Origin of the sequence: Veillonella fallax, assembly GCF_020687175.1 — a bacterium.
Taxonomy (GTDB): Bacteria; Bacillota; Negativicutes; order Veillonellales; family Veillonellaceae; genus Veillonella; species Veillonella fallax.
In genome coordinates this window covers 184081-199466 of record NZ_JAJEQD010000001.1, presented here as the reverse complement: position 1 = coordinate 199466, position 15386 = coordinate 184081, and the positions used below count along the sequence as shown (strand labels likewise).

Annotated in this window: 11 protein-coding genes; 1 reads left to right on the top strand and 10 read right to left on the bottom strand. The window is 37.1% G+C overall.

What is annotated here, in order from left to right:
- Positions 1-105 precede the first annotated feature (105 nt).
- The 7 genes from LKD20_RS00895 to LKD20_RS00865 all read right to left on the bottom strand — a co-directional run bounded on the left by LKD20_RS00895 (position 106) and on the right by LKD20_RS00865 (position 8908).
- Positions 106-564 (bottom strand): hypothetical protein, encoded by a 459-nt coding sequence (locus tag LKD20_RS00895; RefSeq protein ID WP_227720488.1) that lies wholly within the window; start codon positions 562-564, stop codon positions 106-108.
- A 56-nt stretch (positions 565-620) separates the two neighbouring features.
- Positions 621-830, bottom strand: a complete 210-nt coding sequence (locus LKD20_RS00890; RefSeq protein ID WP_005386581.1) for a hypothetical protein — start codon at positions 828-830, stop codon at positions 621-623.
- A gap of 28 nt (positions 831-858) precedes the next feature.
- Positions 859-1239 carry a hypothetical protein gene (locus LKD20_RS00885; RefSeq protein ID WP_227720486.1) on the bottom strand — a complete coding sequence of 127 codons (381 nt, stop codon included), beginning with the start codon at positions 1237-1239 and terminating at the stop codon, positions 859-861.
- A gap of 137 nt (positions 1240-1376) precedes the next feature.
- Complete coding sequence (locus tag LKD20_RS00880; protein WP_227720481.1) at positions 1377-5168, bottom strand: PolC-type DNA polymerase III; 3792 nt, start codon at positions 5166-5168, stop codon at positions 1377-1379.
- A gap of 2 nt (positions 5169-5170) precedes the next feature.
- Complete coding sequence (gene holA / locus LKD20_RS00875) at positions 5171-6148, bottom strand: DNA polymerase III subunit delta (RefSeq protein ID WP_227720480.1); 978 nt, start codon at positions 6146-6148, stop codon at positions 5171-5173.
- An 11-nt stretch (positions 6149-6159) separates the two neighbouring features.
- Positions 6160-8382, bottom strand: coding sequence for a ComEC/Rec2 family competence protein (locus tag LKD20_RS00870; protein WP_227720478.1), 2223 nt, complete (start codon positions 8380-8382; stop codon positions 6160-6162).
- On the bottom strand, positions 8339-8908 hold the full coding sequence (locus LKD20_RS00865) for a ComEA family DNA-binding protein (RefSeq protein ID WP_227720468.1): 570 nt from the start codon (positions 8906-8908) through the stop codon (positions 8339-8341). Before LKD20_RS00865 ends, LKD20_RS00870 begins: the two co-directional genes overlap by 44 nt.
- Before the next feature lie 111 nt (positions 8909-9019).
- Between LKD20_RS00865 and LKD20_RS00860 the strand changes: the two genes are divergently transcribed.
- Positions 9020-10249, top strand: coding sequence for an aminopeptidase (locus tag LKD20_RS00860; protein WP_227720465.1), 1230 nt, complete (start codon positions 9020-9022; stop codon positions 10247-10249).
- 156 nt (positions 10250-10405) lie between these two features.
- Here the strand turns inward: LKD20_RS00860 and LKD20_RS00855 are convergent, their stop codons facing one another.
- From LKD20_RS00855 to LKD20_RS00845, 3 genes are all read right to left on the bottom strand, one after another.
- Positions 10406-10885 carry a deoxycytidylate deaminase gene (locus LKD20_RS00855; protein WP_227720463.1) on the bottom strand — a complete coding sequence of 160 codons (480 nt, stop codon included), beginning with the start codon at positions 10883-10885 and terminating at the stop codon, positions 10406-10408.
- Between the two features lie 76 nt (positions 10886-10961).
- Positions 10962-13430, bottom strand: a complete 2469-nt coding sequence (leuS, locus tag LKD20_RS00850) for a leucine--tRNA ligase (RefSeq protein WP_227720458.1) — start codon at positions 13428-13430, stop codon at positions 10962-10964.
- A gap of 90 nt (positions 13431-13520) precedes the next feature.
- Positions 13521-15236 carry a glycosyl hydrolase family 18 protein gene (locus LKD20_RS00845; protein WP_227720456.1) on the bottom strand — a complete coding sequence of 572 codons (1716 nt, stop codon included), beginning with the start codon at positions 15234-15236 and terminating at the stop codon, positions 13521-13523.
- Positions 15237-15386: the final 150 nt, after the last annotated feature.

Genomic DNA, 15386 nt, shown 5'->3' with positions numbered 1-15386 from the left:
AAAAGTTACTCAGAAAGATAAAATGCCGATAGAGCTAGTATTTAACTAGTTCCATCGGCATTAACAGCAACACTTTTTGTCCTATAACCCTCTTTTTTTCTTAATTTAATCATATACTGTTATAAAACCTTCAGTCCATCCCCTTAAATTAAGAGTGACAGGAGCTATTCCTAGACACTCTATGCCATGTACTTTAAATATATCCCAGGTTTTATACCACTCTATTGCTTTCTCTGCATATTTTAAAGTACTAAATAAACCTATGTATCCTGAACATGTATAATAATCATCTATATCATAATCATACCAAACACCATAAATTTTGTTGTTTATGATTTTATAACTAACATCATCACCTATATGCGCACAATCATTTAAATAATGAGTTGTTATCGAAAATGAATCATCAGCCAAATCAGAAAAACCTATCAAATTTTTTGACTCAGTTAATGCCATTTCTGCTAATGATAATTTAGAAAAAAAGCCTAGGCAAAAATACTCTGTATATGGTAACTCATTATTCCTTTTATAGTGAGCTACAGCTTCATATATTGGAACTCTCATAATTAACCAACTCGTTATACAATAAAAACAATATAAATATGACACTCTAATAATTTCTATCTATAATAATCGTCCTCGTAATCGTCTTTATACCGTATTGCATCTAGATCTGATGGAGATAATATATTTCCTTCTTCATCAACATATTCTCGGAATTCGTTAAAATATACACCTGGAATATCGGATTCTTCTAACTCAGGCACATCCTCAGGCTCAATGTCCCAAAATTCTATTTCGACAGATTGATTTTTATGCTTATTTATCATTTCCTAACACTCCCTTTATCAGAAAAATCTACTTAAATAAAAGAAAATTAGCAAAAGTATTGAGTACAATAATAAAGATAATTCGACTATAGATATTTAATCTACTAATAACATCAGTTAATTTATAAGGCATATTGGTTTCTTTATTAATCTCTTTATTTACAATCTTCTTCAAATAAACCAATTTAAGCATTTCGGATATAGATACTAAGAATAGAACTATAGCAAATATTTTATTACTATAATCAGCAAAAATTAAACCTAAATAAATTACTAAAACTTGGAAGATTTGTATAAATAAAAAAGATTTACTTCTTTTAAAAGAAGCAGATACAAAATATATTTCTTTTGATTTAGCTAGAACTACTACTGTAATAACAGCCATTAATGTTAAAAAAAGAAAAATCATTTTCTCCTCGTAGTATAGTTATAGTGGGTAACATTATTAATTATTAATTGTATTTTAGCAAAATATAGAAAAATAAGCACTATATCCAATTTTGGATATAGTGCTTATTTTGTATTTAAGTTTTATCTTGTGTTTTATTATGCCCCAAAGAGTGACATTTGTTCGTCTTCAGGTAGTTCACCACAGCATTTAAGTTCTTTCATAAGATCAATGATGGTATTAGATACCTTACAACGACGTTGCAAGTCTTTTAGGGATGTAAAGGGACGTTCTTCTCGTTCAGCTACAATAGCATCAGCTACTGTTTCACCTAAAGAGTCAATAGCCAAGAATGGCGGCAATAAAGCACCATCTTTAATGCTAAAGCGTCTAGCTTCGGAGTGTTGAATATCTACATTAACAAAACGATAGCCCCGTTGGTACATTTCCATAGATACTTCTAAGGCACTCATAAGATCCTTATCTTTAGGACTGGCACTACGATCAAGAGCCTTAATACGATTGAACTCAGTCATTTGCGTTTTAAGGTCTCCTGTCATGATGCGCAAGTCAAAGGCCTTGGCACGAATGGAGAAGTAGGCAGCATAGAAAGCCAATGGATGGTATACCTTAAACCATGCGATACGGAAGGCCATCATTACATAAGCTACCGCATGGGCCCGTGGGAATAGATAGGAAATCTTTTTACAAGATTCAATGAACCATTCAGGAATATTATTTTCCCGCATTTCAGCTTCAAATTCCGTAGTAGCTTGACCTTGTTTATTCCGTTTTTCGATACCCTTCCCTTTACGTACGTTTTCCATAACGAAGAAGCTATGCTTTCTATCCATACCGCGATGGATTAAGAAGTTCATTACGTCGTCACGGGTAGAAATGGCTTCGTTCAATTTACAAGTACCATTTTTAATGAGGTCTTGCGCATTATCGAGCCATACGTTTGTACCATGAGAGAAACCAGATATACGAACTAAGTCGGAGAATGTTTGGGGACGAGAATCTTCCAGCATGCCCCGTACGAACTTCGTACCACATTCTGGAACGGCCAAGCTAGCTACTTGGTCACCTTGTAATTGCTCAGGTGTTAACCCAATCCCCTCTGTCGAAGAGAATAAGCTCAATGTCTTTGGATCATCAAATGGGATTGTCTTAGCATCTATACCGGTCAAATCCTCTAGCATACGAATGATAGTCGGATCATCATGACCAAGAATATCGAGCTTAGTCATACGGCCTTCGATGGAGTGATAGTCAAAGTGTGTTGTTAATACACCACTTTCCTTCTTATTCGCAGGATGTTGTATAGGTGTAAAGTGATGCACATCCATATCGCGAGGACATACCATGATACCGCCAGGATGTTGGCCAGTAGTATTCTTAACATTGGTAAAGCCTTTTGCTAAATGTTCAAAGAAACCACTACGAGCTTGAATATCTCGAATTTCGGCATACTTTTTAACATAACCAAAAGCAGTTTTATCAGCTATTGTACCGATGGTACCCGCTTTAAATACATTGTCACGTCCAAATAGTTCTTCCGTATATTTGTGAGCCTTTGCTTGGTAATCACCGGAGAAGTTAAGGTCAATATCTGGAACCTTATCACCTTCGAAACCAAGGAAGATGGCAAACGGAATATCATGGCCATTAGTTTGTAGCGCATGACCACACTCTGGACAATCTTTACGTGGTAAGTCAAAGCCACCTGCGTATTCGCCCTTTTCAAAGAATTCAGAATGCTTACAATTAGGGCATATATAATGTGGCGGTAATGGATTCACCTCTGTAATTTCAGACATGGTTGCTGCAAAGGAAGAACCTACAGAACCACGGGAACCTACAAGATAACCATCATCAAGTGATTTTTTTACTAGCTTATGCGCGATGTAATACAATACACCGTAACCATTGGAAATAATACAGTCTAATTCATAGTCTAAACGTTCTTGTACAACACGTGGCAATGGATCACCATAAATAGCCTTCGCATTTCTATAGCACATTTCTGTGAAAGCTTCATCGGCGCCTTCAATTTTTGGAGAATATGTGCCGTCTGGCACTGGTTTGATATCTTCGATGCTATCATTAATAGCACGAGTGTTAGTAACAACTACTTCATAGGCCTTTTCTTCACTTAAATAAGGGAAGGATGCCAACATTTCATCAGTAGTACGCAAGTGCAAATCTGGTTGTTCATCTGCATCTGGATAGCCACATGCAGTTAACATGATTTCACGATATATTTTTTCTTCTGGTGTTAAATAATGAACATCACAGGTAGCACATACTGGCTTATTTAAAGCTTCCCCTAATTCGATAACTGTTTTATTCATATCGATAAGAGCTTGCTCATCAGGCATGAGTCCTTTACGAACCAAGAACATATTGTTCGTATGTGGTTGAATTTCAAGATAGTCGTAGAAGGAGGCTACCTCAAGTAGTTCTTCCTTTGTAGCGCCGCGAACGATGGATTGCATAAGCTCACCAGCTTCACAAGCAGAACCAATGATGATACCTTCACGATGTTCTTCAATAACAGAACGAGGCAAACGAGGACGAACCTTGTAATGTTCAAGGTGAGATATAGAAATCATCTTATAGAGATTACGTAAACCTACCATATTTTTTGCTAACAAGATAATATGGTAACGTTTGTCTTTTTCTTTTTTCTTCTTTTTATCTAATACAGGCTCTTCATCGCGGGTTACTGTCTCATCTTCAATAAGATAACCCTCTACACCGTAGATAACCTTAACGCCCAACTCTTTACCAAGAGCTTGAGCCTCAGGGAAGGCTTGTACTACGCCATGGTCTGTAATAGCCACCGCAGGATGGCCCCATTTTTTTACTGTTTTGAATAGGTCCTTAACAGATACGAGGGCATCCTTATCACTCATTTTTGTATGTAAATGAAGCTCTACACGGGAGTCTGGTCGGTTTTCTGTACGTTCCACGCTCGTAGTTTCCATAGCCTCGATGCTTCGAATAGATAAGATATAATCCTTATCGAAACGATCATCAAAGCTTACGCTACCTTGTACCCGAACACGCTGCAAGCCCTTTAGCTGTTTAAGTAAGGCATCCCCCTCTTCAGGACTGTTTGTAAACTTAATAAATTTAATGCTATTTGTATCATCTACGATGCTGCCGTTAACGATACTTTTACCAGTCTTAGTATCCCGTTTATCTAAGCCAACAAATACACCTTCAAAGATGACGCTTGGCGTATCTAAGGTGCCCATGATCTTAGAGGTAACACCTTCAATTTTGGGCCCTAAAATCATACCTTCGTCAGTAGGCGCATCCTTCGGTGCACGGCGAGGATATTTGCTATCCCCTTCACTACCTTTTCCAGTGGATTTTGTCGTACTTTTAGGTGCAAAACCTTTGCTTGCTTTAGGTGTACTGCTTACAGATGCGACAGTATCACTACCGCTAGATGCGGCAGCCGTTTGATTAGAACGAGACACAACAACTGGACTATTGTTGAAATAGCCTAACTCAACAGCCTCTACGAATGGAGCAAAATCATCTTCGTCAACATCATCATATTCATCTTGTTGATCATATCCTGCAAAGGACTTGCCTCTAGGGGCTTGATTTTTAGCCTCTTCAGCCTCACGTTGCGCCTCAGCAGCTTCAATCCATTCCCCAGCGCCACAGCCACCACCATAATAATAGGTATCTAAACCTTCCCCAGTTTCAGTATCTACTTTCCATGCGAAACAACAAGCTGTATCGGTATTAGTTGGAATATCGTCAAAAGAGATATTCTTTTCCTTATACCATGCAGATAATCTTTCACGCAAGCTAAGTAATGTGGAAAAGGCTGAGTCCGCTGCTTGAATCGTCACATGTTGGCTATGACAGTTTACATAGAAGGATGATTTCTTATTCTGTTTTGGTACAACACGATAACGTACTTTCATTTTTATCCCTTATACCCACAATAGGTAATACATAAATCCCTAAATCGCCAAATATCGCCCTTGCTACTACGGCTATCCAAGATAATCTCATAGAGCCCTTTCAATAAAGCTCGTAGCGCCTTAATTGAAATTCTGGAACTCGCCTCGTAAGCTAACTTAATTGGATATGGTTTAAATGACGAATCATGATCCTTACATAGGTTTTGAATAGCTTGAACAGACATTCCCGCTTGACGGCATTCGCTAACCACTAACTGTAAACGTAATTGCCCCTCAATATAGCTCATTGCACGGTCTAATTCTTTATAGCCGAACATAAACGGAAATAGTTCAAGCAATGTATCAATATCTCGTTTTAACAGAGCCTCTTTAAAGGTGAAAATGTTTTTAGCCCCATAATCGCTACCATTTTCTTCGAGAAACTCTTTAGTAATGACTTTATCACCTGTAATTTGTAGAAAATACCTGTCAAATTCGGTTCTCATAAAAGAAACCGGTACATCTTGCCACAAATCGATGAGATGAGCTACATATTCCTGTGCATCAGGTGTCATTTTAAAACCATTAGAAGTGCAATACTGACGTATCCACATCACAAGGTCTGCCCCTTCAAGGCGCTTACATTGATGATTGGGAATTTTATCTAAAATCGCTTTATTCTGCTTGATGCGTTTATCAATCATATCATGATAAATCAAAAGGATGGGATTATTCCCATTATATTCCATAATGAGTTCATATAATGGAACCCAAGCATCGCTATTTTTACCGCTTTTACGAATAATAGGTAAATTCACTAAACAAAATACCTTTTGATCGCCAAAGAGCGAATCTTCACATAGCTTTTCACTTATTTTCTGTGGCCCAGCTTCATCATCTAATACGGTTACTGGAAGGTCAGGATAGGCACTTAAAAATTTACGTTTTTCTTCTTCAATTAATTGTGGCTCATCGCCATAAATGAGTTGAATATGTGCCATAGTTCCTCCTTTCACAGATAGATATCTTTAATGTAACTGTACCCCATTATATACATGTGTTCTGATGATGGGTCCACATCGCGTAATGCACCATGAGGACTACTAAATAAAACAGTATTATCCGGTAATATGCGACCAATTTCGTTCATTATACTAGATCGACTCGTAATAAATAATGTATTAGTCTTATCATTTAATTTTAGATTTTTTTCTCCTCTTTGTCCATTATATACATCGATTTCTTTCATACTATTTTTATATATTGTTTTTGCAGATCCGTTACTATGAAAGTAGTCTACTTTTACAACTTTTGGATTGACACCATATGCCCGTATAGCTTGATTGATAAGCCTTTCATTAGGTGTAGTTTTAATATGGTCTGGCGCATCAATTAATACATAGGCCCCTTCGTGATTAGGTTCTATACAAAGTAACACATTACACTGCTTCATAGGAATATAGTGAACCAATACATCCTTATGATAATGTGTAACATAAAATGATGCCCCAAAGCTGATAATCATAAAAAACAAGGAGATAACTATATAAATAGTATACTGTTTTCCATGTGTCAAAAAGTACGTAAATAAACCTAATAGGACAAAATACATATAAGCACAATAAGGATTCATCATGCCGAACCAAAGTAAACTGCCACTACGACCTAACACATGATTTAAATATAAGGATATACGTAATAGTACATCTATCAATGACCATAGAAATGATATCGGCAATACATAGCTAATAACAGTACTTATAAAAATTAAAACGATAGATAAATCTAATAAAGGTGCCACTATACAAGCTGCTAACAAACTAGCAATACTAATATAATGAAAGTAATATAGCTGTAGAGGCAAGATGAGCAACTGTGCTGATACACATAATACAAGAGGTGTTTTAATCCATTTAGGTAACCATTGAATACGTTCATATAATACTTTTCCCCATATGAGCAAACCATAGGTTGCACCAAACGATAGCTGAAAGCTTACATCAAATATAGAAAAAGGATCATATACTAGACATAGTATGGCACATATGCATAATGCTTGCTTAGCTTGATATAATCGACCTTTTATGTAAGCCATACACATGAGTATGCTCATTATCGTTGCCCGTACAACAGGAGCATCACCACCAACGACACCACAATACATACAGGCCACTAAAATTCCCATAATCAAACTGGTTCGTTTTCTTAATTTAATAAGTCGTCCCAGTCCATATACCAATGCTAACAAGAGAGCAATATGTGAACCTGATATGGATAAAATATGGATAAGTCCTGTGTAGGAAAAATCCTTCATTGTATCTTCCCCTAGCTCACTATAATGGCCACCTAAAGCTAATGATTGTGCTAATACATGTTGTGGACCCTCTAGATAATTAGAAATAGTTTTATCTATAGACTCTCGTATTAATCCACAAATAAATAAGAGTTTCCTATATAGTTCTTCAGAATAGGTTTCTTTAAAGTGAAATGCTTGTAAATCTTTATGACTCGCAACTCTATATACACCATCATAGATACGTCCTCGAGTATTGGAACTCATATATCGGCCACGAAGATTAATACGACCTTCCTCTTCGATAAGAAATAAGGACTTTGGGGTACCTTCTACAACTGCATATTCCCCTAGTCGTATGGGATGTTTGGTGGTAGATGCCTTTGAGTATATCTGTAAACGGCCCTTAGCATTAATATAATCATTTTTGGCAGTATCTTTATAAGGATGTAAGCTATGGATTTCAATGGTATATTTGTAATACTCCTGTCCGTTCAAATTTACTCTTTCAGGAGCAATTACAACCGTACCAAGATATTCTCCTTCTTGGTGCAAATAATATGATGTATAGCTATTAAAATGTATAATCCGTAAATTTGTTTGGTAATACGATAGTCCTATTAAAAGGGACACAAAAACTATTAACTTACCAAGTGAGCTCCACCAATTAGCCGATTGTAAGGCTTTAAAAACACCGACACCTATAATGGCTATCCCTATAGCAAAGATGTAGTGCATTTGATTGAGTACAGGAAAATAATTTCCATACCCTAGTATTGTTCCTATAATAATAGATCCTAATATAACATGTGCCCATTGACTATGAGTTAATACCACTTTTGTTTGATGAATAGTATTGGTATGCAGAACCGCACCTTCGTGATTACAATTTTGATTGTTAAATTGTAATTTTGTCTTTAATTTTCTTAAATACGCCGTCACCAATGCCCTTCACCCCCTTGATACCTTCAACGGAAGTAAAAGGGCCTTTTTGTGAACGATATTCTTCAATCCTTTTAGCCATGGCAGGGCCTATACCAGGTAATGAGTCGAGTTCTTTTGCAGTGGCAGAGTTTATATTAATCTTATTACCACGCAATAACACTTCAGGATTACCGTGAAAGTTAAATACTACATGGATATGATCACCTGCATTAACTGGCTTAGCCATATTTATCGACTCTACATCTGCATAGGGTAATAGTCCTCCTGCTAGCTTAACAACATCCCCTACAGTGGCGGAGCTTTCAAGCTCATATAAACCAGGTGATACTACAGCGCCTGTAATATAAGCTATGGGTTTATTAGGCTGTTGTTCTTTGGTAGATGTAGAAGAATTTCCATCTACACCCCCTTCAGCTAGGACAGAATCGCTTTCATCTGTTATAATAGGCCATAGGAAATAAATTCCTACTAAAACACATAGGATTAATATAATTATCATATAGGGCTTCAATTTAACTTTCATAGTGCACCTCCTACTGAAGGATTTCCCTATGAAAAACAAAACTCCTACCGATGACTCTATTGGTCACACTAGCAGGAGTTTAACAATTGATGACGAATTAAAGGAGAAATTATGAATCAAGATACATTAAGAAAATATGCTCGTACATTATTACAATACGGTGTAAACTTGCAGCAAGACCAAACATTAGTTATTTCTGTAGATGTAGAAAACAAAGACTTTGCAGTGATTGTTACTGAAGAAGCTTATGAACTTGGTGCTAAGGAGGTTGTTCTGAACTGGAGATGCTCCCCAATTGCCCGTCAACGTTTATTACATGCGAAAGAATCTGTTTTAGAAAAACCTGCTAACTGGATACCGGAATTCTACAAACAATACATCGATGATAAGGCAGCCTTCTTATCTTTAATCAGTGTTAATCCAAAAGCCTTAGAAGGTATTCCAACAGATCGTATTTCCTTACAATCTCGTAACTTAAATAAAGCGTTATCCTTCTATCATACAGCCATCATGAACTCTTCTGTTACATGGTGTGTTGCTTCTGTACCAACAGTTCTTTGGGCAGATTTATTAGGCTATAAAGGTACAGACGAAGAAAAAATTAACCAATTATGGGATACATTATTGAAACTTTGCCGCATTGAAGGTGTAGAAGCAAAAGATACGTATCGTCATCATATGGCAAAATTGCGTCACCGCTGTGAAGCATTGAATAAATTAGACTTAAAGGCATTGCGTTATACTTGTGAAAATGGTACTGACCTCCTATTAGAATTGCCAGAAGGTCATATTTGGCTAGGTGGTGAAGAATCCTCCAAAGATGGTACTATTTTCAATGCTAATATACCTACAGAAGAAGTTTTCTCTGCTCCACAATACAATGGCGTTAATGGTATTGTGTACAGTACAAAACCTTTAATTTACCACGGTAATACTATTTCTGATTTCTCCTTTACGTTTAAAGAAGGTAAAATCGTTGAATATACAGCCAAAGAAGGTTATGAAGTATTGAAAGAATTAGTAGAAACTGATGAAGGTTCCCACTACCTCGGCGAGGTTGCCTTAGTTGATCACTTCAGCCCAATTAGTCAATCTAATCAAATCTTCTTCGAAACATTATTTGATGAAAATGCATCCTGCCATCTAGCAATTGGTGCCTCTTATCCAACATGTCTTAAAAATAGTGATGGTTTATCTGACGAAGAATTAAAAGAACGCGGCCTTAACCACTCCTTAACACATGTAGACTTTATGATTGGCCATGAACGGATGAACATCAAAGGCTACACTCGTGACGGTCAAGAAGTAGACATTATGATCGATGGCCGTTTACAAGTATAAACATAACTACAAAGTAATCTTACATTAGATGATAGTAAAAACTGTACATTCAATCTAACGGATCTAATTGATATCAATTTATAATAGAAAACAAAATGAAAAAGCCCCTATATACGCTTGTATATAGGGGTTTTTATTCGTGTAAAAATTATTACATTACAAAGTAATATCTAAAGTGCGACCGGTCGGCTTATATTCAATAATCTCTACGCCTGAAGTTTTTAACATCCGCTTAGATGCTTTAACCTCTTTAGTATCTTTATAAAGGTCATCGCGGTAAATAACGGCCTTAATACCACTTTGAATAATCGCTTTAGCACATTCGTTACATGGGAAAAGGGTTACATAAATCTTAGATCCCTCTAGAGAACCACCACGATAATTTAGAATGGCATTGAGTTCACTATGTACAGTATAGAAATATTTGTTATCGTCTGCTGAATCGCGTTCCCAAGTAAAGTCATCATCACTACAATTCAAAGGCATGCCATTATAGCCAATAGATAAGATTTTATTATCATTGCTAACGATACATGCACCAACTTGTGTATTAGGATCCTTAGAGCGTTGCGCTGCTAAGATGGCAACCCCCATGAAGTATTCATCCCAGGAAATATAATCGCTACGTTTTGCCATAATTACCTCACTATAAAATAAGCCCCCTTCTACTTATGTAGTTGGGGGCTTACTGTATTAAACGAATAGAATATCGTTATTTAACTACGATATTTACAAGTTTACCAGGTACATAAATAACTTTTACAATATTTTTACCTTCTGTAAACTCTTGAACACGACTAGATTCTTTAGCCAATGTTTCTAATTCTTCTTTTGTAATATTTACAGAAACAGTAAGTTTATCACGAACTTTACCATTTACTTGTAATACTACTTCTACTTCATCTACAACGAGAGCTGCCTCTTCGTATACAGGCCATTTTTCAGTGTGGATAGATGTAGTTTCACCCAATTCATGCCACAACTCTTCTGTCATATGAGGAACGAATGGTGCTAAGAGTAGCAATAAGGAATGAGTCAATTCATTAGCCAAAGCGCTGTTGATTGTTTCAACTTTGTCCTTATGAGCGTACATAGCATTTACTAGTTCCATGATAGCAGAAATAGCAGTGTTGAAGTTGAAGTTGTTATCGAGGTCTTCTGTAACCTTTTTGATAACACGATGTAATTCACGACGCAATGCAAATTCGTCTTTTGTAAGTTCACCAGTTACATTTTTCTTAGCTTCTTCGTTGTATGCATCAACGATACGCCATACGCGACCTAAGAAACGATAGGAACCTTCAACACCTTGGTCAGACCAATCAAGGTCACGATCTACAGGGGCCGCAAAGAGAATGAACAAACGTGCAGTATCAGCACCATAAGTATTGATAATTTCTTCAGGAGAAACTACATTACCTTTGGATTTAGACATCTTGCTGCCTTCTTTAAGAACCATACCTTGTGTCAACAAACCACGGAATGGTTCGTTAGCTTCGATAAGGCCTAAATCATGAATAACTTTCACAAAGAATCGAGAGTACAACAAGTGCAAGATAGCATGTTCAATACCACCGATATATTGGTCAACGTTCATCCAGTAATTAGCGATTTTTTTATCGAATGGAGCTTGGTCATTTTTAGCATCTGTATAGCGCAAGAAGTACCAAGAGGAATCGATAAATGTGTCCATTGTATCTGTCTCACGACGTGCAGGACCACCACATTTAGGACATGTAGTATTTAAGAAGCTTTCAGATGTAGCCAATGGAGATACGGCACCAGATTCAAATTTAACATCCTCTGGCAAGCGTACTGGCAACTCTTCTTCAGGAACGAGTTGTTCACCACATTTTTCACAATATACTACAGGAATTGGCACGCCCCAGTAACGTTGACGAGAAATCAACCAGTCACGAAGGCGGAAGTTTACCTTACCTTCACCAATACCGCGTTCATTAAGAGCAGCTGTAATATTTTTACGAGCCTCTTCAGATGTTTGGCCGTTATAATCGCCAGAGTTAACTAGAATGCCATCTTCATGGTACCATTCTTGCCATTTTTCAAGGCTATATTCTTCGCCTTCCCGAGCTACAACTTGTTTAATTGGCAAATCGTATTTATGAGCAAATTCCCAGTCACGTTCATCATGTGCAGGGGAACCCATTACAGCGCCAGTACCATAGTCTACTAATACATAGTTTGCAATCCAAACTGGAACTTGTTCGCCAGACATAGGGTTTACTGCATAGGAACCAGTGAACATACCTTCTTTAGGTGCATCTGTAGATGTACGGTCGATATCGCTCATATTGCGCATACGCGTAATGAAAGCTTCCAATTCAGCTTTATTAGGAGCATTTTCAATAAGGCGTTCTACATATGGATGTTCAGGAGCCAATACTACATAGCTTACACCGTAAATAGTATCAACTCGTGTAGTGTACACAGATACACGTTCATTAATGGATGGAACTTCGAAAGAGAACTCTGTACCTTCAGAGCGGCCAATCCAGTTCTTTTGCATCAATTTAACGCGTTGTGGCCAGTGATCAAGAGTGTCTAAATCAGTTAACAAGCGATCAGCATATTCTGTAATACGCAAGAACCATTGAGACAAATCTTTTTTCTCAACTGGGTTATCACAGCGCCAGCAAGCACCGTCGATAACTTGTTCGTTCGCCAATACAGTATGGCACGTTTCACACCAGTTTACTTTAGCTTCTTTTTTGTATGCTAAGCCTTTTTTATAGAATTGTTGGAAGAACCATTGGGTCCATTTGTAATAATCTTCTTTACATGTTGCAACTTCACGGTCCCAATCATAGGACAAGCCAAGTGCTTTTTGTTGCAATTTCATGTTCTCGATGTTGTCTAGTGTCCATGTTTTAGGTGCAATACCATGTTTGATAGCCGCATTTTCAGCAGGCATACCAAAGGAGTCCCAGCCCATTGGATGCAACACGTTGAAGCCCTTCATTTTTTTGAAACGAGCTACTACGTCGCCGATGGAATAGTTACGCACGTGACCCATGTGTAAGTTACCAGATGGGTACGGGAACATTTCTAATACATAGTATTTTTCTTTAGATTCATCATATTCTGTTTTAAATGTATGGTTATCGTCCCAATACTTTTGCCACTTTTTCTCAATATCTTGGGCTACATATTTTTCATTCATGTAGGGGCCTCCTCATATAGTCAACCTCATTAGTTGCCGTTTTATAATCAATATTTTTATTTTACTACTTACTATGAAAGCAGTCAAACTCTAGCGTTTTACTACTTGTACAGATTTAGTTAATTCATTTTTAGTAGTTGTATTTTGAACAGATCCATGGCTCTTATAAGAAGCAATTTTATCCTTTGCCTCTTGTGCATCACGTTCCTTTTGAGCCTTAGCCTCTTCTTCTAAACGCTTTTTCTCCACCTTGGCTTCCTCAGCTTGACGTTTTTTCTCCGCTTTAGCTTGTTCAGCTTCTTCCTTAGCTTTACGTTTAGCTAATTCTTTTTCCTCTTTAGCCTTGCGTTTCGCTTCTGCCTTAGCGGCTTTTGCCTTTTCTTTTTCCTCTAGGCGTAATTTATATTGTTCAAGCTTAGTTAAAGGCTTAGTTTCTTCTACTACAGGTTCAGAAACAACCGCTGTAGGAGATTTAGGAATACCGCGTCCTAAGTCTTTGTCTTGTATCATAGCAATAGTGGATTCATCTTCAAAGCCTTTACGCCATGCAGCAAAACCACCAAGCTGTAATTCTTTTACAAGATCTAGTTTCAAACCTAAAGACGTATTATCTTCAAACCAGATACGATCAGAACCAGAACTAGTTGGGATAGATAAATAATATAGTTTTAATCGATCATCCCATGTCATTTTATCTTTGTAATTTGCAAAATAGCTACCTGTGTTTTTCATAGCCAAAGTTTCGCCTTTTGCATAGCCATTAGTATCATGCCATAAGCGCATATAGAATGGTACACCAAGTACCAATTTTTGAGATGGTACTTCAGAAAGCATTTTTTCTGTATGGTTGCGAACCCATGGATAACTTGCTACAGGACCTGCTGTTGTACTTTTAGCCCATGTTTCGTCATACGCCATGAGAACTACATAGTCTACGGAATTAGCAAAGGCACTGCGGTTATATACTAAGGACCATTCTGGGCTATCAGAATAACCAGTTACATCAATGGATGTTTTAATATTGTATTGATGTAAATGATTCGATAAATATGCCACAAATGCTGTTAAACGATCACGGTCGGCATAATCAATATTTTCAAAGTCAAAGTTATACCCATCAAATCCGTAAATATAGGCATATTGCACAAGATTATGAGCATATTTTTTCCATACAGATTGATCTGCTAAGATGCCACTTGTAAAGCCAGGATCAAAACGATTCGTAATCAAAGGCCATACGTGGTAACCTTTACTCTTATAATCGTTAACATAATCAATACTTACATTAGGACTTGCTTCAAGGCCAAGGCTATGCAATTTAAACCAACTTGGAGAAATGATATTATCACCACTGGAATTCAGCTTTGCTTGATATGGAGTCCCCTGTGTTGGCCATGGATCAAAGGCCCAAGACAATGGTGTTTGCATCGTATAAGGAGCTTTTACCGTAGAAGCTTGCGGTGCAGGACCTAATGTTAATTGACCATTGACCTTTGTATAGCTCACACCGAGCATAGCTGGATCAGACTCAATATCGACATAGGTAAAGCCATTTTTACTTGTAGTTGGCAATTTTACAGGTTCACCAACGGCAGCAGGATTTAAAACAATAGCATTTCCTTGTAACTCTGTTTGAGGTACATACACCGTATAGGATGTTTTATATTGATTTGCCTCGTAATGACGCGTTGTATTTGCTAAGAATTGGTCAATAGGCACTAATACTTCTGCTTGAACGGCTGTACTAGATAATGCAGACATTACCAAAGCTGTTAAAGATTTTAAAATAGTAGATTTACGAATCATGAACTCTCCTAACTCTACTCCCCTAAAGGGGATACAATTTCAATCTCTATATTATACCATATTATATAGAATTCCTCTCAATTGTTGCATGAAGGGTACATGTAATTTATAATTTACCTTATAGAATACAAATTATTACATAAGGAGTTT